The sequence below is a fragment of the Nesterenkonia sp. NBAIMH1 genome (assembly GCF_007922635.1).
GTDB classification, from domain to species: Bacteria; Actinomycetota; Actinomycetes; order Actinomycetales; family Micrococcaceae; genus Nesterenkonia; species Nesterenkonia pannonica.
Genome location: NZ_CP042335.1, coordinates 2,544,786 through 2,567,279, shown reverse-complemented (window position 1 = coordinate 2,567,279; position 22,494 = coordinate 2,544,786). Strand labels below are relative to the sequence as shown.

At 64.0% G+C, this 22,494-nt stretch carries 21 protein-coding genes; 13 read left to right on the top strand and 8 right to left on the bottom strand.

What is annotated here, in order from left to right; all coding sequences use genetic code 11:
- Positions 1-60: 60 nt before the first annotated feature.
- The 4 genes from FS388_RS12355 to FS388_RS12340 form a co-directional block, all read right to left on the bottom strand.
- Complete coding sequence (locus tag FS388_RS12355) at positions 61-1,467, bottom strand: 3-oxoacid CoA-transferase (protein ID WP_146341682.1); 1,407 nt, start codon at positions 1,465-1,467, stop codon at positions 61-63.
- Between the two features lie 94 nt (positions 1,468-1,561).
- Positions 1,562-2,413: an SDR family NAD(P)-dependent oxidoreductase gene (locus FS388_RS12350; RefSeq protein ID WP_210410200.1), complete on the bottom strand. Its 852-nt coding sequence runs from the start codon at positions 2,411-2,413 to the stop codon at positions 1,562-1,564.
- A gap of 35 nt (positions 2,414-2,448) precedes the next feature.
- The gene (locus FS388_RS12345; RefSeq protein ID WP_210410199.1) at positions 2,449-3,414 is read right to left on the bottom strand and encodes a hypothetical protein; all 966 of its coding nucleotides are present in this window, start codon (positions 3,412-3,414) and stop codon (positions 2,449-2,451) included.
- A gap of 227 nt (positions 3,415-3,641) precedes the next feature.
- Entirely contained in the window at positions 3,642-3,899 is a 258-nt protein-coding gene (locus tag FS388_RS12340) for a hypothetical protein (protein ID WP_146341680.1), read from the bottom strand.
- 280 nt (positions 3,900-4,179) lie between these two features.
- Here FS388_RS12340 and FS388_RS12335 point away from each other — a divergent pair, with 280 nt between their 5' ends.
- The 11 genes from FS388_RS12335 (at position 4,180) to FS388_RS12285 (ending at position 16,932) form a co-directional block, all read left to right on the top strand.
- On the top strand, positions 4,180-5,340 hold the full coding sequence (locus tag FS388_RS12335) for an NDMA-dependent alcohol dehydrogenase (RefSeq protein WP_146341679.1): 1,161 nt from the start codon (positions 4,180-4,182) through the stop codon (positions 5,338-5,340).
- Positions 5,341-5,384: 44 nt separating this feature from the next.
- Positions 5,385-6,854 (top strand): aldehyde dehydrogenase, encoded by a 1,470-nt coding sequence (locus FS388_RS12330; RefSeq protein ID WP_146341678.1) that lies wholly within the window; start codon positions 5,385-5,387, stop codon positions 6,852-6,854.
- A 20-nt stretch (positions 6,855-6,874) separates the two neighbouring features.
- Positions 6,875-7,996, top strand: coding sequence for an NDMA-dependent alcohol dehydrogenase (locus tag FS388_RS12325; protein ID WP_146341677.1), 1,122 nt, complete (start codon positions 6,875-6,877; stop codon positions 7,994-7,996).
- A 10-nt stretch (positions 7,997-8,006) separates the two neighbouring features.
- Positions 8,007-8,549 carry a UGSC family (seleno)protein gene (locus FS388_RS12320; protein ID WP_146341676.1) on the top strand — a complete coding sequence of 181 codons (543 nt, stop codon included), beginning with the start codon at positions 8,007-8,009 and terminating at the stop codon, positions 8,547-8,549.
- 29 nt (positions 8,550-8,578) lie between these two features.
- The gene (locus FS388_RS12315) at positions 8,579-9,685 is read left to right on the top strand and encodes a zinc-binding dehydrogenase (protein ID WP_146341675.1); all 1,107 of its coding nucleotides are present in this window, start codon (positions 8,579-8,581) and stop codon (positions 9,683-9,685) included.
- A gap of 14 nt (positions 9,686-9,699) precedes the next feature.
- A complete protein-coding gene (locus tag FS388_RS12310; RefSeq protein ID WP_146341674.1) occupies positions 9,700-10,698 on the top strand; it encodes an amidohydrolase family protein in 999 nt (332 codons plus the stop codon).
- A 212-nt stretch (positions 10,699-10,910) separates the two neighbouring features.
- The gene (locus tag FS388_RS12305) at positions 10,911-12,728 is read left to right on the top strand and encodes an ABC transporter substrate-binding protein (protein ID WP_146341673.1); all 1,818 of its coding nucleotides are present in this window, start codon (positions 10,911-10,913) and stop codon (positions 12,726-12,728) included.
- Positions 12,725-13,762, top strand: coding sequence for an ABC transporter permease (locus FS388_RS12300; protein WP_146341672.1), 1,038 nt, complete (start codon positions 12,725-12,727; stop codon positions 13,760-13,762). Before FS388_RS12305 ends, FS388_RS12300 begins: the two co-directional genes overlap by 4 nt.
- Positions 13,763-13,850: 88 nt before the next feature.
- The gene (locus FS388_RS12295; protein WP_146341671.1) at positions 13,851-14,645 is read left to right on the top strand and encodes an ABC transporter permease; all 795 of its coding nucleotides are present in this window, start codon (positions 13,851-13,853) and stop codon (positions 14,643-14,645) included.
- Positions 14,646-14,671: 26 nt separating this feature from the next.
- Positions 14,672-15,799, top strand: a complete 1,128-nt coding sequence (locus tag FS388_RS12290) for an ABC transporter ATP-binding protein (RefSeq protein WP_210410198.1) — start codon at positions 14,672-14,674, stop codon at positions 15,797-15,799.
- Complete coding sequence (locus FS388_RS12285; RefSeq protein ID WP_146341669.1) at positions 15,796-16,932, top strand: ABC transporter ATP-binding protein; 1,137 nt, start codon at positions 15,796-15,798, stop codon at positions 16,930-16,932. The genes FS388_RS12290 and FS388_RS12285 overlap by 4 nt, the downstream gene beginning before the upstream one ends.
- Positions 16,933-16,999: 67 nt before the next feature.
- Here the strand turns inward: FS388_RS12285 and mftB are convergent, their stop codons facing one another.
- Together mftB and mftA are read right to left on the bottom strand one after the other, a co-directional pair.
- The gene (gene mftB, locus FS388_RS12280; protein WP_146341668.1) at positions 17,000-17,275 is read right to left on the bottom strand and encodes a mycofactocin biosynthesis chaperone MftB; all 276 of its coding nucleotides are present in this window, start codon (positions 17,273-17,275) and stop codon (positions 17,000-17,002) included.
- 7 nt (positions 17,276-17,282) lie between these two features.
- Positions 17,283-17,396: a mycofactocin precursor MftA gene (gene mftA, locus FS388_RS12275; RefSeq protein ID WP_146341667.1), complete on the bottom strand. Its 114-nt coding sequence runs from the start codon at positions 17,394-17,396 to the stop codon at positions 17,283-17,285.
- 181 nt (positions 17,397-17,577) lie between these two features.
- On the opposite strand from mftA, the gene mftR reads away from it, so the two are divergent.
- Positions 17,578-18,192, top strand: coding sequence for a mycofactocin system transcriptional regulator (gene mftR, locus FS388_RS12270; RefSeq protein WP_146341666.1), 615 nt, complete (start codon positions 17,578-17,580; stop codon positions 18,190-18,192).
- Positions 18,193-18,196: 4 nt separating this feature from the next.
- Complete coding sequence (locus FS388_RS12265; RefSeq protein ID WP_146341665.1) at positions 18,197-19,843, top strand: FAD-dependent oxidoreductase; 1,647 nt, start codon at positions 18,197-18,199, stop codon at positions 19,841-19,843.
- 13 nt (positions 19,844-19,856) lie between these two features.
- On the opposite strand, the gene trxB is transcribed toward FS388_RS12265, so the two are convergent.
- Positions 19,857-20,846 carry a thioredoxin-disulfide reductase gene (trxB, locus tag FS388_RS12260; protein WP_146341664.1) on the bottom strand — a complete coding sequence of 330 codons (990 nt, stop codon included), beginning with the start codon at positions 20,844-20,846 and terminating at the stop codon, positions 19,857-19,859.
- 134 nt (positions 20,847-20,980) lie between these two features.
- Positions 20,981-22,468 (bottom strand): mycofactocin biosynthesis glycosyltransferase MftF, encoded by a 1,488-nt coding sequence (gene mftF, locus FS388_RS12255; protein WP_146341663.1) that lies wholly within the window; start codon positions 22,466-22,468, stop codon positions 20,981-20,983.
- Between the last annotated feature and the right edge of the window lie 26 nt (positions 22,469-22,494).

Sequence of the window (22,494 nt, the reverse complement as noted above, 5' to 3'; positions counted from 1 at the left end):
CAGCGGGGGCCCTGGACGGGTGCGCACGTCACCTCCGACAGTCGTGTCCGGTCCTGAGACTCACCATGCTTCCTGCATCACACCAAGATCTTCTGCCACATCGACTTCCATCGCCGTCAGCTCAAGAATCTCCTCAGCGGTGAAGCCGGCGGCAACCTCTTCAAGCACGAACCGCCCGTGCTCACTGCGTCGCAGGAGCGCCAGATCAGTCACCACGACGCTGGTGCACTCAGACGCGGTAATGGGGTAGTCGCACTCCTGCACCAGCTTAGGACGTCCTTTGGAGTCCACATGCTCCATGGTGACAATCACCGACTTGGCGCCGACGGCGAGATCCATGGCTCCCCCGATGCCGCCGCCTGGACGCCCTGGGTGCATCCAGTTCGCCAGATCACCGTTGCTGCCGACCTGATAGGCCCCCAGGATGACGGCGTCCAGTCTCTTTCCGCGTGCAATTTCGAATGATGTGACCGAGTCGAAGAAGCTCACGCCGGGCAGAACATCGATGAAGTTCCCTCCAGCATCGTGAAAATCTGGGTCCGCCCTCTCGATATCGGCGAACCCCCCGTAATTCAGCATCCCATTCTCTGCATGCAGGACAACGTCGCGCCCGTTCAGATAGTTCACGACCTGATTCGGCAGACCCGCCCCAAGGTTGATGATGCTCCTGTCCTCGAGGAGAGCCGCCGCCCGACGTCCGATCTCAGCGCGCGACAAGGCGGGCTTGCCGCCGTACTCACGGTGAGAGTCCGCCGAGCGGGCTGAGCGCTGAGGCAGGGAGGAGACGTCGACCGTCGTGGTGGTCCTGACCACACGGGCGATGAAGACCCCGGGGAGGTGAATCTCTTCGGGCTTCAGCTCACCCACCTCGAGGATCTCCTCCACTTCGATGATCGCTGTCCGCGCCGCCTTGGCAAAACTGTCGTTGAAGTTTCGGCTGCCGCCGCGGAACTGGACATTGCCGAACCGGTCCGCCCGGTATCCGCGGAGTATGGCGAAGTCGGTGGTGATGCCGTGCTCCAAGATGTGGGGTCGCCCACCGAAATGGCGAACCTCTTTGCCCTCTGCCACTTTGGTTCCGGCACCGACTTCTGTGTAGAACGCGGGAATACCAGCACCGCCGGCGCGCATACGCTCCACAAGGATTCCCTGCGGAACCACCTCAAACTCCAACGTGCCGGCAAGAATCTGCTCCTCGGCCAAGGTGGGCGGCCCGGGACGGGAGGAGAAGCTGGCGACGAGCATGGAGATCTGTTCGTTCTCGGCCAGCAGCTGCGCGGTCGGCGCCCCCTGGCTCCCCAATCCGTTGCAGTAGACGGTCAGGTCACGTGCGCCCTGGTCCTGCAGGGCTTCCAACAGGGTGGAGGGGAAGCGGTGGGAGATGCCGAACCCGGCGACCGCCACTGAGGCTCCGTCTGGGATGTCCGCCACGGCTTCGGCAGCGGTTGAGACGACTTTGTCTTCCATGAAGGGTCTCCAAATGGTGTCGAGGAATGTCACGTAGCCGAATAGACAGGAAGCAGGCCCGAGTTCAGGGCTCGCCTGGGGGTGCTGCGCCGCATCACTGCTTCTTCACCGTGTCGGCGCCGGCTGCGCCGGTGCTGCGCATCGCGAAACCCCCACCGTCGACCGAAAGAACCTGCCCGGATATCCACCGAGCCTGGTCTGTTGAGAGGAAAAGGGCAGCCGAGGCGATGTCCCATGGGTTTCCCTCAGTCTGAAGAGCAACATTCTTCCGACGAACCTCCCGCAGCTCTTCATCCATGCCGCGGGCCGCGAATGCACCCCAAATCATGCCTACGCGAATGCAGTTGACCCTGATGCCTCTCGGGGCCAAAGTGGCCGCGGCTCCTGTCGTGAGCTTCTCCACGCCCGCTTTCGCCACGCTGTAGGGCATCGCTGGACCGCGCCCCTCTGCGGCCCCCGACGAGACAGTGACGATGGAGCCTCCTGCCGTCATATGGGGCTCGGAAGCGACCATGAGCCTCCAGGCAGATTTCAGGTTCAGGTCGAATGCTCGGTCCCAGTCCTCCTCCGAAAGGCCGAAGACGCTTGTTGCGCCTCCTCCGCCGATGGAGGTCGCGACCACGTCCAAGCTTCCGAACTCCTCGGCAGCAGCAGCGACCGCTGCGGACGTAGAAGCTTGTGAGAGGACATCCGTCTCGAACGCTTTGGCAGTACCACCATCATCTTCGATGGCTGCGACCGTCCGTTCGGCGGCCACGAGATCCCGGTCGAGCACAGCGACCTTCGCTCCGGCTCTGTGGTAGAGCCACGCCAGGGCAAAGCCCACGTTGCCCAAGGGGCCGGAGAGCCCGCCCCCGGCGACCGCCGCTGTCCTTCCGGCCAACCACTGAGCATCGGATGAGGCCAGCGGGTCACTGAGAGGGACGGGAAACTCTTGGTTCGACATTGAACACTCCTTGATCATGTGAAAGGGACGAAGCGCTATGCTCCGGAGTTCTCGACCGGGAAGGATGCCGCTGACCAGTCGGAGAAGACTCGCACCACCATAGAGATCGCAGCGTTCGGGGATCCTGCGACCACGATGGGGAGAGCCTTGGGGCTGTTCTCGGCGAACACGCGGTGAAAATGCTCGTCATCAAAGGGACCGTCCGGCTGCTTCGCGCCGAGCCCCTTCCCCACCGACTTCAGCTGCTGCTCGGTCTTCCCGCAGTGCTCCACCAACCATTCGCGCACGTCCTGCTTGGAGTAGCCTGCCGTCGCCAGCACACGGGCATGGTCCGGGTTCATCACGATGCCCACGGAGGAGTGTCTGAAGATCCAGGGTCCTGACCGGGAAATGGTGTCCGCGAAGTCCCGCAGGATCTCAACAGGTTCGTGGAAGTGTCGGTTGTCAAGGAACTCACAGGTGCGGACGAGCATTGTGCTCACTCGGCTCTCGCCAGCGGCGGCGCCCAGCTCCACCGAGAGCGGCTCCCATGGGGAGTGCTCCTCATCCTCGCCGATGAGCTGACTCCAGCGACCCGGAACACCCTGGGTTGCCTGTTCGAGCTCATGGGGCAGCAGCCCGAAGCTGTTGCGGACCGTCAGGCCGACCGCTCGTGGGATGGTCATGTTGGGACGAAAGCCGGGACCGTACACGCCCCCGGTGCTGTTGATGCCCAGCTGCTCGCGAATCGGTCCATTGACAATGACCCAGGGTGCGGGGCCGGAGGTGGACTGCCATCCGCCGCCCAAGGCCGCACGTTCGTTCGTCAGCGCATCCCAGGTGGCCAGCACGACAGGGAAGTACTCCGGCCGACAGCCCGCCATGACGGCATGCACGGCGACCTCGCGCACCGTGGCTGTTCTCTTGAGCTGCGGCAGCTTAGCGATGACCTCATCAGGGGATCGCGACGTCTGAGCGAGAAATTCGTCGACGTGCGCTTCCGTGGCAGGCAGAACGGGCAATCCGTCTGACCAGCCGTGTTCGTAGAGGTAGTCGCTTACTCGGTGCGCATTCTGAGGATCGAGCTCTACCGCCTGTTGAGCGTTCACTAGGCTCCCTTTCAACCGTGTCGTGCGAGCAGATCGAGTCTGGGTCCGCTCAGCCCATGTGGCACGTATCACTATCCATGGAGGCCGGGAGAGGTGTCATGGACACTTCCGTGCCATGGAATGGCGTCAGGGGCGGCCGCTCAGTGTTCGTTGGGCAGGACAACACGGTCCAGGGTGTAAGGCGTGCCAGAGAGCGCCTCGCCCATGATTGCCTCCATCACCGGCGTGGGAGAGAGGCAGTCGGCGCAGGCTTCGGGCCCTGCCTCGATCTCCACAGTCACCTTCTCGTCCTCATTCAGGGACCATTTCAGGTGATAGTCGTCCTTCTCCATGGTCTCGCGGAAGTTGGCAAGCGCCTGATCGACCGACGACGAGCCGGCAGCGTTCTGGTCGTTCATAGTGGTGCTCCGATTCTGAGTTCCGCGGTGACGTTCACCGCGCACCGCGCACGAGCGGCACTTCGAATATGACCCTCCATGTGCCGGATGGGAAAGGACTTCCCGTGTGCTGGAAGGGGACTTTTTGGCCTAGCCAGGCGCTCATCGGAGCCCGGAGCGTTTCACCCTTCCATCCTGAGGAAGTGACGTGCACCACATTCCGACTTGTGAGCATCATGGACTACCAGGACATCTCCGCACCGGGGCTGCCCAGAGCGAAAATGACGACCGAAGGGGGCTCATGAGCACCACCGTTGATGCGCCGGGACCTGCCGAGCAGGCGCTGGAAACCATTAGAACGAAGGCTGTCGTCTGCTACGAGGGCGGAAAGCCGTGGGAACTGACCGAGTTGGAACTCGACCCCCCGAAGGCCAACGAGGTCAGGGTCAAGTGGTACGCCGCAGGCCTCTGCCACTCAGATGACCACATCCAGAAGGGCGATGCGCCGATGCGCATGCCGGTCGTCGGCGGACACGAGGGAGCTGGCGTCGTAGACGCCGTCGGCCCCGGGGTGACCAGAGTGGAATTGGGGGACCACGTCGTGGCCTCCTTCATCCCGGCGTGCGGCAACTGCCGCTACTGCTCCTCCGGCAGGCAGAACCTGTGCGACGACGGCAAGAACGCTGGGATCGGCATTCTCAAAGACGACACCTTCCGTTTCCACAAAGACGGAGTGGACTACGGCGGGCTCTGCGTGCTCGGCACCTTCACCCAGTTCTCGGTGGTCTCTGAGGCCTCTGTGATCAAGATCCCCAAGGACATTCCGTGGGAAGTGGCCTCACTGTGCGGCTGCGCCGTTCCCACCGGCTGGGGCACTGCGGTGCGGGCGGCTGGAGTGCAGGCGGGTCAGACGGTCGTCATCTACGGCGCCGGCGGCGTCGGCGCCAATGCGGTGCAGGGGGCTGCCATGGCTGGTGCCGAGCGCGTCATCGTGGTGGATCCGGTGGAGTTCAAGCGGGACATGGCGAAGGTCTTCGGCGCCACGCACACCTTCGAAACAGCGGAGGAAGCCTTGGAGTTCGTTCGAGGCATCACGTGGGGCGAACTTGCGGATCATGCGCTCATCACCGTCGGACAGCTGCACGACAAGGTCATCGCCGACGCGCTGAACATCATCGGCAAGAGCGGACAGGTCACCATCACCGCGGTGGGTCCGGGCAAGATCAGGGCCAATCCTGGCCAGTTCATCGGCTACCAGCGGCGCATCAAGGGTCACGTCTACGGCGCCTGCAATCCGCTGGTCGACGTTCCCCGCCTGCTGAGCATGTATCAGGCCGGCAAGCTCAAGCTCCATGAATTGGTGACCCGCACCTACAGCCTCGAAGAGGTCAATCAGGGGTATCAGGACATGCTCGACGGCAAGAACATCCGCGGGGTCGTTCTCATCGACCACGACGACTGATCCGCACCTCTCCTCATGAACAGAATTGACGAAGGACACGCATTATGACTGCCACAGCAGAAGCACCTCTGGACCTCGACCCTGAACTGCTCATCAGCGGAGCCCAGCTGATCGGCGGCGAATGGGTCCCCGCCTCCAGCGGGGAGACCATCGAGGTCATCAACCCCGCCAACGGCCACGTGATCGCCACCATCCCGCGCTCCGACGCAGCAGATGTGGACCTTGCGGTCCAGGCCGCCGAGAAGGCCCTCCCCGCCTGGCGCGATCTCAGCGCCACGCGCCGAGCCGATCTCATCTTCGCGTGGGCGGACCTCGTGGAGCAGAAGGTCCAAGAGCTGGACCAGCTCGAGTCCCAAGAAGTCGGTCGACCCGCGAGGGGCATGGTTCCCATGGCGAGCCAGCTGCGCTTCATCGCCGGGCAGGCGGACAAGGTGCAGGGCGTGTCCCTTCCCACCCACTCCCCTGACACCCTTGGATTCACGCTGCGGGAACCCTTCGGCGTCGTAGGCGCCATCATTCCGTGGAACGCCCCCGGGCCCATGTTCGCTGTCGAGGTGGGCGCCGCCATTGCGGCAGGGAACACCATCATCATCAAGCCTGCCGAAGACGCCCCGCTGGCAGCCCTTGCGCTGGCCAAGCTTGGCGTTCAGGCCGGCATACCGGCCGGCGTCGTCAACGTGGTCACCGGCTACGGGGCCGAAGCTGGAGCCCCCATTCCGGCCCACCCAAAGGTCACGCGCATGGGGTTCGTCGGCTCGCCGCAGACTGGACGCGCAATTATGGAGTCCTGCGCCAGGAATCTCACTCCGCTGCACTTGGAGCTGGGCGGCAAGTCACCGCAGGTGGTCTTCGACGACGCCGACCTGGACCGGGCCATCTCCGGCATGGCATTCGCCATCACCATCAACACCGGTCAGGTCTGCGCGGCCGGGTCGCGCGTGGTGGTTCAGCGCAGCATCCATCAGGAAGTGGTGGAACGCCTGGCAGCGGAACTGCAGAAGACCACGATCGGTCCCTGGTACGAGAACGTGAGCATGGGGCCGGTGGTGAACCAGAAGCAGTATGAGCGCGTGCTGGGGTACATGGATGTCGGCCGACAGGAGGGCGCCGACCTCGTGATCGGAGGCGGCAAGCCATCCGGTGACAAGTACGCGAACGGGTTCTTCGTCGAGCCGACGATCTTCGACAAAGTGGATCCCGACAGCCGCCTGGCACAGGAGGAGATCTTCGGTCCTGTTCTCTCGGTGATTCCGGTCGACGACGACGACGAGGCCCTCCAGGTCGCGAACAACACCGAGTACGGACTCGTGTCTTCGGTGTGGACAAGCGACACCGGGCGCGCCGTGAAGTTCGCCCGCGGACTGCAGGCCGGCCAGGTCGGCATCAACAGCCCTATCGGCGCCGGCGTCATCGGCGGGCCTTTCGGAGGCTACAAGAACTCCGGCTTCGGCCGAACAATGGGAGCCGACTCCGTCCTGGAGTGGACCCAGGTCAAGACCGTTTCAATCCGCTGAAGTGAGGCTGCGTACAACTCATGACTGACACCATTACTACTCGCGCCGCCGTGACCCACCAGGCGCACACCGGCTGGGAGATCACCGAGCTGGAGCTCGACGCACCCAAGGCCTTTGAGGTGCGCATCAAGTTCTACGCCTCGGGGCTCTGCCACTCCGATCATCACATCACCGAAGGCGACGCTCCGGTGCGTATGCCAGTGGTGGGAGGACACGAAGGCGCTGGGATCGTCGAATCCGTCGGCGAGCACGTCAGGCGCGTCAAGCCGGGGGACCGAGTGGTGTGCTCGTACATCCCTGCCTGCGGCACCTGCCGACCATGCTCGGAGGGCCACCAGAGCATGTGCGTCAAGGGTCTCAACGCCGGCACCGGCATGTTCCTCGACGGCACATTCCGATTCCACAAGGACGGCGAGGACTACGGGGGGTTCTGCTCACTGGGGACGTTCTCCCAGTACGCAGTGGTGTCCGAGTACGCCGTCATCCCGCTCTTCGACGACATTCCCTTCGACCTGGCTTCGATCTCCGGGTGCGGAGTGCCCACCGGTTGGGGCTCAGCGGTGTACGCCGCGGGAGTCCGTGCCGGGCAGACTGTCGTCGTCTTCGGCGCCGGCGGTGTGGGCTCCAACGCGGTTCAGGGAGCACGCTACGCAGGTGCTCGCGACGTCATCGTGGTGGATCCCGTGGAGTTCAAGCGCGAAAACTCCAAGACATTGGGCGCCACTCATGCGTTCGCCGATGCTGCGGAAGCACACGACTTCGTCGTCGCCCATACCTGGGGCCAGCTGGCCGATCATGTCATCCTCACCCCGCATATCGTCACCGAGGAGATGGTCAACGCGGCAGTCCAGATGACCGGAAAGGGCGGCAAGGTCACCATCACCGGCATAGGCCGCGGAGAGGCCGTCACGCTGCCCGGCGGCTTCCTGATCGGGTACCAGAGAGAGATACGCGGGGCCCTCTTCGGCGACTGCAATCCCACCTACGACATTCCGCGCCTCCTCCGGATGTACATGGAGGGCGACCTCAAGCTCGACGAACTCATCACCCGCCGATACACCCTCGACCAGGTCAACGATGCTTATCAGGACCTCGTTGACGGCAAGAACATCCGCGGTGTGATCATCCACGAAGAAGAATAGGAACACAGCCGTGACACCGAATGGAATCCTGAACCCCACTCAGGTCTCAGCCGGGGCCGATGAGTCGGCGAAAGCCCACGCACAGCGGACCTCCGAGCTCAAAGGGCTCCGTGTTGGCCTGCTGGACAACACCAAGCACAACGCCCTCCTCTTCCTCCAGGAGGTGGGAAGTCTCCTCACCGAAGAATACGGCGCCAAGGAGGTGAGCATCGTAGAGACCAAGCAGAACTTCTCGGTGCCGGTCGATAGAGACATCATCGACCGATTCAAAGAGTCTTCTGACGTTGTCGTGATCGGCATAGGCGACTGCGGTTCGTGCAGTGCCGCAGCAGTGGCCGACGGCATTCAGTTCGAAGGAGGCGGCCTGCCCGCAGCGGTGGTGATCACTGATGCATTCGATACGACGGGCAGGTCTATGGCCAAGATTCAGGGGGACGCCGAGTATCAGTGGATCACCACGGAGCATCCTGTCGCGCCGCTGAGCGAGGACGAGGTCAAGGAGCGCGCACGTCAGCTGACGCCCTCCATCGTTGAGACCCTGACCTCCGCCTGACCACACTCACACATCACGAGGGAGCAGACATGGCTGAAATGGTGCGCGCCGCTGTCCAGACCGAACCACGAACGATCGAGATCCGCGAATACCCACGTCCCACCATCGGGCGCGACGATGGACTGATTCGCGTGGAGGCCAACGGAATCTGCGGGTCCGATGTCGAGATATTCAGCGGTGAGCTGGGCGGCGCCCGTGGCCCGTTCATCCCTGGTCATGAACCGATGGGAATCATCGAAGAGCTGGGCGAGCTCGCCTCCGAGCGGTGGGGCGTCGAGGTCGGAGACCGCGTGGGCCTGGAAGTCATTGTGCCGTGCCGCCAATGCAGGGACTGCCTGATCGGCCGATACCAGGCATGCCGCTTCCGGCAAGGCGGACACGGTGTGACGCCGGTCGCGGTGGAGCCCATTCTGTGGGGCGGCTTCGCGGAGCACATGTACCTCTCCCCCACCTCGGTGATGCACAAGATCGACAAGAGTCTGCCCGAGGAGATCGCTGCCATGTATAACCCCATTGGCGCCGGCGTCCGATGGGCGGTCGATCTGGGAGGGGTGGGCCTGGGCGACACGGTGGTCATTCTGGGAGCGGGCCAGCGCGGCCTCGGAGCCGTCATCGCCGCCAAATCTGTAGGGGCGTCGAAGGTCATCATCACCGGCCTGGAGAAGGACCAGCACAAACTGGCTTTGGCCCGGGAACTCGGGGCCGACCACGCCGTCGTGGTCGACGGCCCAGATGCCGTGGACATTGTTGAGTTCGTCGGGGATGTCACCCACGGCGCAATGGCTGACGTGGCCGTCGAACTGACTCCCATGGCGGCGGGTCCGGTGAACGATGCCCTCAGATCCGTCCGGCACGGAGGAACGGTGGTCTTGGCGGGGCTGAAAGGGGGGCGGGAGATCCCCATGGTGACGGACACCATCATCCAGCGCGGACTGACCTTCAAGGGCGCGTTCGGAGTGGACGCTCCCGCGCAGCGCAAAGCCATCGAGATCATCGAATCGGGGCGCTTCCCTCTGGAGAAGCTTCACACCCACACCTTTGGGCTGGAAGAGGTGGGCGAGGCCATCGACACTCTGTCAGGCAGGGCAGGCAGCGGCGATGCCGTCCACGTCTCCGTTCATCCTCACAAGAACTGATCGGGAGAGCACTGATGATCGTTGACGCACATGCCCACTATCTGCCCAAGGACTACCCTGCAGACGCACCCGCCTGCTTTCCCGCCATGGAAGCCGTGCCCGACAGCACTGATCGTCAGCTGATCTTCGGACAGATGAGGTTCCGGGCGAAGGACGTCTTCTTCGAAGCAGAGAAGCGCCTGGAGGCTCAGGACGCTTCCGGGGTGGACGTCGAGGTGATCAGCCCCATGCCTCCCCTGCTGCGCTATGACCTTCCGTCACCGGACGGACTGGCGCTTGCCCGTCACACCAATGAGTTCACCGTCGAGCTGACCTCGCATTCGCCGCAGCGACTCATCGGTCTCGGCATGGTCCCCATGCAGGATCCAGAGGCAGCCACGACGGAGCTGAAGCACATCAAGGAGATGGGCCTCGCCGGGGTGGAGATCGCCTCCAATGTGCTGGGCAGCTCCATCGGCGACGAGAAGTTCCTGGAGTTCTTCAAGGAGCTGGAGCGCTTGGATCTGGCCCTCTTCGTCCACGCTATGCCCTCCCCCAATGACCGACTCCCGATGTCTGCCATGGGCACCTACGTAGTCGGCATCGAGGGCATGTATGCGGCCGCGTCGCTGATCCTCGGCGGCACAGCAGCTGCCTGTCCGAACCTGCGCGTCTCCTTCAGCCACGCCGCCGGCGGCTTCCCCATGATGCTTCCCCGCGCCAACTATTTCTGGGGCGGCTCATGGAATGAGGAGCCGAAGAACCTGGAGCGTGCGGTAATGCCGGATGATGGACCTTCGCCTCTGGAATACGCCAGGCGCTTCTACTACGACTCGATGGTCTTCGACCGCCGGACCATCCGGTACCTCATCGACCTCCTCGGCTCGGACCGTCTCATGGTCGGCTCAGACTTCCCGGCCATGCTGCGCGAGGAGCCGGCCGCGAAGACGCTGAAGTCCATGGATCTGCCTGCCGCCGAGTGGGAGAACATCAGCCATCACAACGCCTACCGATGGCTGGGCCTGTCAGCCTGACGCCGATCGTCGACCCGTGCCCGCAGAAGGCTCTGCAGGCACGGGTCATGTGCGTTCGTGGGCGTCCTCCCGGACTCCCGTATTGCACTTCCTCCCGACGGAAGGAATGTGATTCGGCTCACACACATCCGTCAGGCTTTGAAGACCGGAGGAACATACTCCGGTGGATGCTCGGGAAGTACTCCGCACTATCGTTCTAAGGGGAACTTGTCATGAGGGACACAGACTCGTCAGCACGTCAGCCCGCCTACCTGCGGCTCCTCACGGTCGCCGCAGTGGGAGCCCTAGCGCTCGTCTCGTGCGGCGACGACGGGGGCGGCGCCGCTGGCGGGAACGGCAACGGCAACGGCGACGGCAGCGCCAACGGCGATGGAGAAGAAGCCGGCGAACCGCAGCAGGGCGGGGAGCTCACCGCGATTCTGGACGCCGCCTTCGCCGGAGACTGGTCAACGGGCCTCGACCCCGCCAGGAGCAACAGCGTAGGGGCCAACCTGGGCCAGAACGCGGCAATCTTCGGCGGGCTCTTCCTTCTGGAGCCCGAAGAGGACGGGGACGGCGCAGAGCTTGTGCCGAACCAGGCCGAAAGCGCGGAGTGGTCGGAGGACGAGCTCACACTGTCTGTCACCCTCCGAGAGGGGATTGAGTTCTCCGACGGCACGCCGATGGACGCCGATGCCGTCGTGTGGAACTGGATTCGAGCGATCAGCTGGGGCAGCACTGCCACAGTGGACGTGGACTTCGACTTGGAGCGGGAAGCGCCCGAACTGGACGACGAATGGCTGGACAGCCTCTTCGACGCCCTTCCCGATGACGTGGACGAAGATCTCATCATGTCTCGGCTGGGCGCCATTCAGGCCGTCGATGACAGGACTGTGGAGATTCACCTGTCGAACCCCAACGCCGCGCTGCTCAATGGCTTCCCAGGAACGAACCTGAACTATGTCGGCTCACCCACAGCCTACGCAGAATCGGGCGGGGAAGAGTTCAGCAGGTCACCCGTGGGGGCAGGCCCCTTCATCGTCACGAGCAACCAGCAGAATGAGCGGCTGGAGATGGAGCGCAACGACAACTACTACCAGGACGATCTCCCCTACCTTGACGCGCTGAACTTCCAGTCCGTCGGGGGTGACCAGGTCGGCTACCAAACCATTCAAGCTGGTCAGGGAGACGTTGTTGAAGGTCTGAGCGACGTGAACCTCATCGGCGAAGCTGAACAGAACCCAGATCTGAGCGTCCACCTTGGTGCTCCCACCTCCCCGTATGTGGTTCAGCTGAACACCCGCACCGAGCCCTTCGACGATGAACGCGCTCGCGAGGCCATCTACTACGCCACCGACTTTGAGGCCATCAATGAAGGGCTCTTCAACGGCGAGGGTGACATGAGCGAGTCCTTCACGGCCTCCGGCGGGCTGTTCCACCACGCAGAAGTGCCCGGCTACCGCGAACACGACGTCGAGCGGGCCGCCGAGCTGGTGGAGGAGATCGGCGGTCTGGAAGTGGAGCTGAGCACCACCGATCTCTCCACAGCACGGCAGGTCACCACAGCGCTGCAGACACAGTGGCAGGAAGCAGGCATCGATGTGATCATCAACTCCGCTGGTTTGGGGGACATCATCACCAACTTCGTCGGCGGGGAGTGGGAATCCGTCCTCCAAACCGCCGGCGCGTGGGACCCTGCCGCCGGCATCGGCGTGAACGTCCGCTTCGGCTCGACCTCCCCATACAGCGGCACGCCGCTGCCTGAGGGCGCTGAGACCGTGGAAGAAGCACAGGCGGAAGGCTTGGAGACCGAGCTTGATGAGCTGCTCAATGAGGCGGCCTCCACGACTGACGAAGATGAGCGTCAGGAGCTCTATGAGGAGATCTCCGAGTACATCTCAGAAGAGGCCTACGCACCCTTCGGCCCCGCCTTCAGCCCCGCCCAGGTAGTTCGCGATGGCGTCTATGGTCCGGGGCTGACCGAACCCATCCCCGCCCTCGCGGTGAACCAGCAGGTCCTCTACGACCGCGTTTGGATAGAGCAAGAATGACCTCGAATGCCGACACGCAGGTCACCAGCCCTCGGTCCAAGAAGCCCGGCAGCTTCTTGGGCCGGGCGGCCGGCTCCCCGCTCCTGAGGCTCATCGGCCGCAGGGTGCTGCTGGCCGTACCGCTTCTTCTTGCAGTGAGTATTCTCGTCTTCATCCTGCTCGAAGCCATGCCAGGGGATCCTGCCCGGAATGAGGCCGGCATGGACGCCACGGAGGAGCAGGTCCAGGCGGTGCGCGAGCGCATGGGGCTCGACCGTCCGGCTCCCGAGCGCTACATCACGTGGCTGTTCGGGTTTCTCCGAGGTGACCTCGGCGTCTCATCCGTGAATGGCCGACCGGTCGCCGAGCTGCTCTCCGAGCGACTTCCCGTGACGCTTGAACTGGTCGGATTGGCGTTCGTGCTCTCGGTGGCGCTGGCTCTGCCGGTCGCGCTTCTCGCTGCGCGGAAGCCCGGCGGAATTGTCGACCGTCTCATCATGGTGCTCTCCATGACTCTGCTCGCCATACCCAACTTTGTGATGGCTCTGCTTCTTGTTCTGGTCTTCGCAGTGACCCTGCAGATGCTGCCGGCCATCGGCTATGTTCCTGTCCAGGTCAGCCTGATCGACAATCTGCGCTCCGTCACCCTGCCGGTGCTGGCTCTCGCCATCCCGATGGCATGCTTCTACGCTCGCTTCCTTCGAGGTGATCTGGGCGAGCAGCTGCTCGGAGCCGGCTACATCGATACAGCTCGCGCCAAGGGCGCAGGCATCTGGCGGATTCTCTGGCTCCATGCATTCAGGAACTCCAGCTTCGGGCTGCTCACACTCGTGGGACTGAACATCGGAGCACTCATCGGCGGAACGGTCATCATTGAGCAGATCTTCGCCATGCCCGGCATGGGAATGCTGATGCTGCAAGGCGTGATCAGCCTGGATCTTGCGGTCGTGCAGAGCTGCGTGTTCATCTTCGCGGCGGTCGCAATATTCGCCAACCTCTTCGTCGACATCATGTATGCCGTTCTCGACCCTAGGATTCGATATGGCAGTCACTAGTGCACCAACCAGGCCCGAACTCGGAGCCGCCGCCCCTGCTCCGACCTCACCGCGAGCCGGCGTTCGCTGGTCCACGTTCAGGCGCCGCATGATCACCTGGCTTTCGGGCAGCACCGTCGTACTGCTGATCCTGCTCTGCTTTGTGGGGCCGTACGTCCTGCCGCTGCAGTCCCCGGTGGGGGGCAGCGTGCTGGACAGCGCACTGCCCCCCGGGTCGCCCGGCCACCCTCTGGGCACCGACGTCAACGGCAACGATGTCCTGTCGCGGCTCATCCACGGCGGCCAGGCCTCTCTCACCGTCGGCATAGCCGTCAACGTCATAGGCTTGGTGGTCGGCGGATCGGTCGGAGCGGTCTCGGGCTATCTCGGAGGAAAATCCGACACCGCGATCATGAGAGTCCTGGATGTTCTCATCGCGTTCCCCTCACTGGTCCTCGTGATCGTCTTGGCTCAGGTCTTGGGGCCGAGCCTGCCGAACACCATCATTGCGCTGACAGCATTCAGCATTCCCGCCGTGGCGCGCATCGCACGCTCATCGACGATGAAAGTCATGAGCATGCCGTATCTCCAGGCGGCTCAATTGGCGGGCAGCCCGTGGTGGCGCATTCTTTTCCGCCACATCGTTCCCAATATTGTGCCGCAGCTGACGAATTTCCTGATGCTTGGCATGGCGATAGTGATCGTGACGGAGGGTGCGCTGTCCTTCTTGGGCCTGGGCATCCCCGCACCCAACCCCAGTTGGGGAAACATGGTCTATGAGGCCCAACAGTCAATGTCCGCCACCCCGCAGCTTGTGCTGTGGCCTGCCCTGGCACTCTTGGTGACCGTGCTGTCGTTCAACCTCTTGGGCGAGAGCATTCGAGATGAGGTGAACACACGATGAGCTCACTGCAGGCAGAGAGGAGCCACGTGGATCAGAACGAGCCAGGACCAGAGAATGCGCCAGTGCTGACGGTTGAGAACCTCCGAGTGGTGTTCGCCAAACACGGTCGCGAGGTCCAAGCAGTCAATGGCCTGAACTATCAGCTGTCCCCCGGCCGGACTTTGGCCATCATCGGCGAGTCCGGCTCCGGCAAGTCGGTCGGAGTGCGGGCCCTGATGGGGCTCCTGCCGCCGAGTGCGAAAGTGACCGGATCGGTCCGGCTCAACGGGCGGGAGCTCGTCGGTCTCAGCGAGAAGGCTCTGATGAGCGTGCGCGGACGAGAGATCGCCATGATCTTCCAAGACCCGGCGGCATCCCTCAACCCGACGATGAATGTGGGAAGCCAGATTATGGAGGCAATACGGCTCCATAGCCCGATGAAGAAGCACGCCGCCGAAGCGAAGGCCATCGAGCTTCTCAAGCTGGTGCGTCTGCCCTCGCCGGAAACGCGGATCAGTCAGTATCCCCACCAGCTCTCCGGGGGCATGCGGCAGCGCATCGTCATCGCGATAGCGTTGGCCTCGGACCCCAAAGTTCTCATCGCGGACGAAGCCACGACAGCATTGGACGTCACCACCCAGGCTCAGATCATGGAGCTGCTCGTGGACATTCAGGAGCGGCTGGGAACTGCGGTCATCATGATCAGCCACGACATCGGCCTGGCTGCGAACTATGCGCACGATGTGATGGTGATGTATGCAGGCAAGGTCGTCGAGCACGCGAACACCAAATCCTTGTTCAGCAACGTGCAGATGCCCTACACCAAGGCACTCCTGGGGGCCGTTCCGCAGCTCACCACAGTCCCGCATTCCAAACTCACGGTCATCGGAGGACACCCCCCGGACCTGAGCAGCCTGCCGCAGGGGTGCCCCTTTGCTCCACGCTGCCCCCGCGCCACGGACGTGTGCACGGAGGAGGAACCGCCATTGGCGCAGCAGAACGACCAGCACAGCTACGCGTGCTGGCATCCCGTCGGCGGTCAGCGGCTGGAGACTGCGGGAACCGCAGAGCTTCTCACGGCAGAGGGGCAGCAAGGCGCCCATTCCGAGGAGCCAGCATCGACAGAAGGACGCGATGGATTCGCGTCATCACTAGATGAAAGAGCCAAACGATGACCGGCAGATCAGCGAACATCGGCACTGTGCCCTCCGCATCCACACGGGAAGTGCCAGATTCCGCCGCGCACAGTGGGGCGGCTTCGGAGCAGGAGCCGCTGCTCGTGGTCAAAGATTTGGTCCAGGAATACGCCACCCGCGGGCCGGGAGGCGTGAAGACCGGAACAGTGCATGCGCTATCCGGCGTCTCGTTCGAGCTGTACCCGGGCGAAGCTCTGGGCATCGTCGGTGAGACGGGCTCCGGAAAATCGACATTGGCCCGCGCCGTGATCAACGTGGAGGAGCCAGTTTCGGGGACCGTCGAGTTTCGCGGCAGGCGCATGAGCGGCATGTCCCGAAAGGACCTTCGGGCCGTCCGCGCCGAAATGCAGATGGTGTATCAGGACCCCTTCGGCTCGCTGAACCCCCGCTGGCGCGTGTCTGATGTCATCTCCGAACCCATGCTGGGGCATACCAATATGTCCAAGCAGCAGCGTCGGGAGCGCGTCGAGAAGCTCCTGGAGATCGTCGGCCTCGACCCCAGCATCTACTGCAATCGCCGACCCATAGAGCTTTCCGGCGGGCAGGCCCAGCGCGTAGCCATCGCCCGCGCTGTCGCGCTCGAGCCGGCTCTCATCATCTGCGATGAGGCCATCTCCTCCTTGGACGTGCTCATTCAAGCCCAAGTGCTCAACCTCTTCGAGGAGCTGCGCCAGGACATTGGCCTGGCCTACCTCTTCATCGCTCACGACTTGGCCACGGTCAAGCAGATCAGTGATTCAGTCGCAGTGATGCACCTCGGCCAACTGGCAGAGATCGGACCGGCCGAGACCATCTATGACGCTCCCCGGCACCCCTACACCCGCGCCCTGCTGGATTCGATTCCGATACTGAACGTCGAGACCGGAGAGGCCAAACGGCCCGTCCCGCTGAAGGGCGATCCGCCGTCCCCGCTGGACCCCCCGTCCGGCTGTCGCTTCCGCACGCGCTGCCCTTTGGCGCAGGATATCTGCGCCGAGGTTGAACCGATCCCCAGCGACGTGGACGACGGCAGCCGCAGGCCGCACAAAGTCGCGTGCCACTTCCCGCTGGAGCCTGGCCAGATGCTGCCGAACCGGCCGGCCCGGCCGGCGGCGGCCGCGGCATCGGTGTAGCTGCCCCGCAGACGCAGAGGAGGGGCTGGAGATGATCATCTCCAGCCCCTCCTCTGCGTCTGTTCGTCTAGGCTTCTTGGGCGACCACCATGTTCGAGTCCACCAAAGAGCTCACGGCCCTGATGTAGACGTCCTGATACGGTTCCGCTACGCCGGCGGCGACGATTGCCGCACGAGCACTGGGCTGGTCGCGCAGGGACTCGACGATCTGCACCAAGGTGCGGTCCTTGAGAAAGGACAGCTTGCGGGTTCCAAAGTGGTACAGCAGGGCGCCGAACGGCTCAGGCCGCACCGACACCTGTGAACTCAGCTTCCACGCCGATTCTGGGTCAAACACTGTCACGGGAGACTCAGTACACGCCGCACATGCCGTCGATGGAGACTTCCTCGATCAACGAATCCGCCTCCACTGTGCTCTCTGTGTCCTCTGCGTCCGTTCGGTCGGGCTCGATGTGGTCGTTCATGGGACAGTCCTTTCGATTGAGCCGTCAGGAAATTCGAGACAGCGGATTCAGAACGTGATATGCATCATAGTATTGGCACAGAGTGTCGATGAGAAGAGATGGAGGGAAAAACCCCCTCCGACTACTGTCAGGCGGAAGAGTGATGTGGGACTTGAGCGAGTCGTGCTGAGGTGAAGGTGTGATGCAGGCTGTTGCAGCAGCGCCAGGCAAGAGCCCTCCCAGGCGGGTGGGCAGAGCGCGACTGACCACTGCTGACAGCCTGGGCCGCACTGGTCTGGATCTCTTCATCAAGTATGGATTCGACCATGTCACGGTCGAAGACATCGCGGAAGCCGAAGGCATTGGCCGTCGCACCTTTTTCCGATACTTCTCTTCTAAGAATGACTTGCCATGGGGCGATTTCGACGGTCTCCTGCTCCGGATGCGTTCCCGGCTGGCTCAAGCACCCGCAGAGACCCCGCTCTTCGACGCACTGCGGGAATCGGTCGTCGACTTCAACCGCTTTCCGCACGATGAAGTCCCTTTTCTGCGTCAACGCATGACGGTCCTCCTGACCACCCCGACCCTGGTGGCCCATTCTGCCCTCCGGTACCAGGCCTGGAGGAGGGTGGTGGCAGAGTTCGTGGCAGAGCGTCTCGGCGTGGCGCGGGACTCCCATATGGCGATCACCCTGGGCCAGGTGTGTCTGGGCATCAGCCTGTCGGCCTACGAGGAGTGGCTGGTCGATGATTCACTCGTGCTGGCTGACTTGATCAGCGGCGGTTTTCACGACGTCCGCGCAGTGTTCGCCGGCTGACGACATGACCAAGCACTACGACGTCGTGGTGGTAGGCGGCGGAGCCTCCGGCTGCGCCCTTGCGGCCCGACTCAGCGAGAACCCAGACATGTCTGTTCTGCTCATCGAAGCTGGGCCAGTCCCCGGAGCGGGCGAGACGCACACCGGAGACACGCAGCCGGCGAGCTCCCTCCAGTCAGCCGGCTCAGGCCACGACCTGAACTGGGACTACCCCAGTTCCCTGTTCGAGGGGCGGGAGTGGAAGGTGGCCCGCGGCAGGGCCTTGGGCGGGTCGATGGCCATCAATGGGGGGTACTTCGTAAGGGCCCACCCGGGAGACTTCGCCGAATGGGCGGCCGCCTCCGGCGACGATCCGCGCCACTCGTCATGGTCGTACCCCAACGCCCTCCCGATTCTCCGAGCACTCGAGACGGACCTGGACTATCCGGATTCGACGCTGCATGGCAGAACGGGGCCCATGAAGATTGCTCGCGCGTGGACACAGTCTCCGCGCGAGGGTGCATCAGGACCATTGGACGACTGCTTCCTCGCCGCAGCGCTCAGCGGCGGTGCCGTGTGGGAAGCGGACAAGAACGCCGGTGGCATACCCGGTATAGGTCCTGTGCCGATGAACTCAATCGGCGGTGTCCGACTGCATCCCGGGATGCAGTACGCGGCACCGGCCAGGGAGCGGCCCAACCTGGAGGTCCGGGGCAGCTCTCGCGCGCTCAGACTGCGCCTTCATGGACGGCGAGTCGTCGGAGTTGACGTCAGTGCTGCTGCCCATGGAGGCATTGCCGCCGGCGTGGAGAGCATCGACTGCGGAGAAGTGGTGCTCACCGCAGGGGCTATCGCAACACCGCAGCTGCTCCTTCTGTCCGGGATCGGGCCGGCCGAACAGCTGCACCGTCACGGAGTGAGCGTGCGTGCAGACCTTCCCGGCGTGGGCCAGGGAGTGAGCGAGCATCCGGACGTCAGCCTCCCCCTGGTGGTGCGCCCGGGGGTTGAGCAGACCGACGCCGCAGCAGCTTTCACGCTGTCCTGGAACTTTTCTGCCGGAACCCGGCGAGACGGTGCGCCGGGGGGCGGAACGCGGCAGGCCGCTGAGCCCCGATCAGCAGAACGAGGTGATATCGAGCTGCTCCTGACGTCGGTGCCCCACAGCCGCCTCTTCGGAATTGAAACTGAGCTCGCGCGGCGAACCTACTCGCTGATGGTCGGACTCCAGCGCCCCGAATCCCGAGGTCTGATTTCGCTCCGTTCGAACAGTCCGTTCACTCCGCCGAGCATCGACTACCGCTTCCTCACTGCCGAGGAGGACCTGGAGAGGCTCCGCGTCGGCATGCGGACCGCGGTGGATGTGCTGGACGCGGAACCTGTGCGCGCACTTCTTGCGGATTCAGCCGGAGAACATCTGGGGGCGGTGATGGACGACAAGGCGACGTGGCAGAGGTGGCTGCGCGCACATATCGGTCTCCGCTTCCACACGTGCGGCAGCGCGAGGATGGGACCGGCGTCCCGCGCCGACTCTGTGACGGACTCCGCAGGAGTGGTGCACGGCGTGGAAGGTCTGCGAGTGGCGGACCTGTCTCTGCTGCCCTCAGCTCCCTCGCGGGGACCGGCGAACACTGCAGTGTTCATCGGAGAGATGATCGCGCGCGCCATGGCGTAGCGGTCCGGCTTCGTCACCCCGCGGTCTGCAGAGCCGCGTCGTCGGCCGCGTCGGACTCCGCCGCATCAGCCAGCCAGTGCTCCACGTCGATCGCAGCGGTGCAGCCTGAGCCTGCCGCAGTGACGGCCTGGCGATACGTGGGGTCCAGAACGTCCCCGGCAGCGAAGACGCCGGGGAGGGAGGTCCTGGAGCTTCGACCGTCGACCCAGGCAGTGCCCGCGTCAGTGAGCCTCAGCTGGTCTCGGAACAGCGCCGTGCGGGGGTCGTGACCGATCGCGACGAACACTCCTGTGACGTCGAGCACGGACGCATCTCCGGTCACGGTGTCCCGGAGAATCAGGCGACTGACCTTGTCTTCGCCCTGAACCTCGGTCACCTCCGCGTTCCAGAGGAAGCTGATCTTCTCATTGGCCTTCGCCCGATCCTCCATGATTCTGGAGGCTCGAAGCTCCTCACGGCGGTGCACGACCGTCACACGGGAGGCAAACTTGGTCAGAAAGAGGGCTTCCTCCATGGCGGAGTCGCCGCCGCCGACCACGGCGATGTGCTGCTCACGGAAGAAGAAGCCGTCGCAGGTGGCGCACCAGCTCACTCCGTGCCCTGAGAATTCCTTCTCCCCGGGCACGCCCAGCTCACGGTAAGCCGACCCGGTGGCGAGAATGACGGCCCTCGAGTGCAGCACGGCTCCGGCGCCGGTGGTGATCTCCTTGATGGGGCGGTCCAGGATCAGTGCCGCGGCGTCCTCGTGACGGATGTCGGTGCCGAAGCGACGCGCCTGCTGCTCCATCTTCATCATGAGGTCGGGCCCCATGATTCCTTCGGGGAAGCCTGGGTAGTTCTCCACATCGGTGGTGTTCATCAGCTCACCGCCTGCGGTCACCGATCCGGCCAGCAGTATGGGCTTCAGGTTGGCTCGGGCCGCGTAGACGGCAGCGGTGTAGCCCGCAGGGCCGGAGCCGACGATGATGAGGTCATGGACCAGGTCTGGGGTCTGTTCTGTCACGATGGGTCCTTCATGCTAGAGAGTGCTGCGTCACTCACTCATGGTCACCGGCTTCGCGTCCTCGAACAGAGTTCGTTCCATCACATGGAACGTGGAGGAGGCGGCGACGGCCCCGTGCGGCCGCTGCGCAGCAGCTAACCCCGGGACCGCTTGGGTCGCGTCGGCAGCAGCGCTCGGACTGAACGCGCACGCCACGCCCCGATCCACACACCCAGGCCGTAGGCGCAGTCGTCCAGCCGACGGGCCAGGGCGAAGCGGAAGGGGTCCATCCGGGGTTTCAGCCGCCCGTACTCCCATCCTGCATCTGCAAGTGCGGCCATCAGCACAAGACGGCGAGCGCGCGGAGAGATGCTCGCGGCAGCTGCGACCGCAGGCCACCAGTGGCGAAGCGTCAGTGCCAGACCCTGGGCTGCCGCGGAGGTCAGTCCGAAGGTCGACAGCCGGAGGGCCAGCACCGTGCGTGCGCCCAGCTCTGGCGTCGTCCTGCGCAGCCGATGGAGATTGACCGCCGTGGCGATCAGGGTGGCGGCGGATGCCGCAGGCACTGACCAGGCCCTCTGGGCTGCGAGCGCGCCCAGAACGATGCCCGCCCATGGAGACATCACAGCAGGGGCGACGAGTGCTCCGTGCCGCTGTGCCAGCAGCGCCGCTCCGGTGCCGTAGATGAACTTGCGGCCGAGCCAGGCTTCCACGCTGGAACGGTGCTGGTGCTCGACGACGGACTGCGGCTCGTAGCGGACTCGCCACCCGTCATGGACCAGGCGCCACACGAGGTCGACATCCTCGGCCACTCGCATGTCAGCGCGGAAGCCTTCCCCGATTGCTCTGGTTCGGGCGAGCAGGCAGGTGGTCGAGAGCCAGGAGTGTGGCGAGTGCGGGCGCACTGAGGAGGCATCCGGACCATGGTCCAGTGAGGACCGGGCGTTCTCGTACCTCAGGACCCAGCTTGACTCTTTCTGCGGAAGGCCCCGAACGCGGGGAGCTGCGGCAGCGAGCTGCGGATCTGCGAAGTGTCGCAGCAGCAGGGGGATGCTGCCGGCGCGCAGCACGACGTCTGTGTCGATGAACACGACGAATTGAGTCTGCACCTGTGCCAGCCCATGGTTTCTCGCGGCCGCGGGTCCTCCGTTCTCAGGGAGTCTCATGACCTGGGCGCCGAAGGTCCTGCAGAGAGCTGCGATCTGCGGGCTGGCGTCGCCGGAGGCGTCGTCGACGACGATCACCGAGGAGGTGGGAAGCTCCGCGGCGACACTCTGCAGCAGCCTGCGCAGCGCCTCGGTTCTGCGAAAGCAGGGGATGACGACGGTGATGTCAGCGGTGCTCAGTGCTGGCAGGGTCTCCGGCTCGGGATCGGCCATGCCGGCCCTCACCAGGTATCCGGCTACACGTTGGCTGGTCGCCCCCGTGATCGTGAGCCGCCGCCCCTTCTGAGGCAGCGTCTTTCGGTCATGGTCCGAATCTGCATGCGAGAACGCCTGTGCCGCCTGGGGGGTGAGCCGCGCCACTCGGGAGGGGGAGCCTCCCATGAGGATCCGTCCTGCGTCGAACACGTATGTGTGGGCGTTGAGCCGCACTGAGGCGCCGAGCGGCAGAGCCAGCCTGTCCTCTCCCGGGGTGCTCATATGCTCACTGCTTCGTCAGTCCTCTA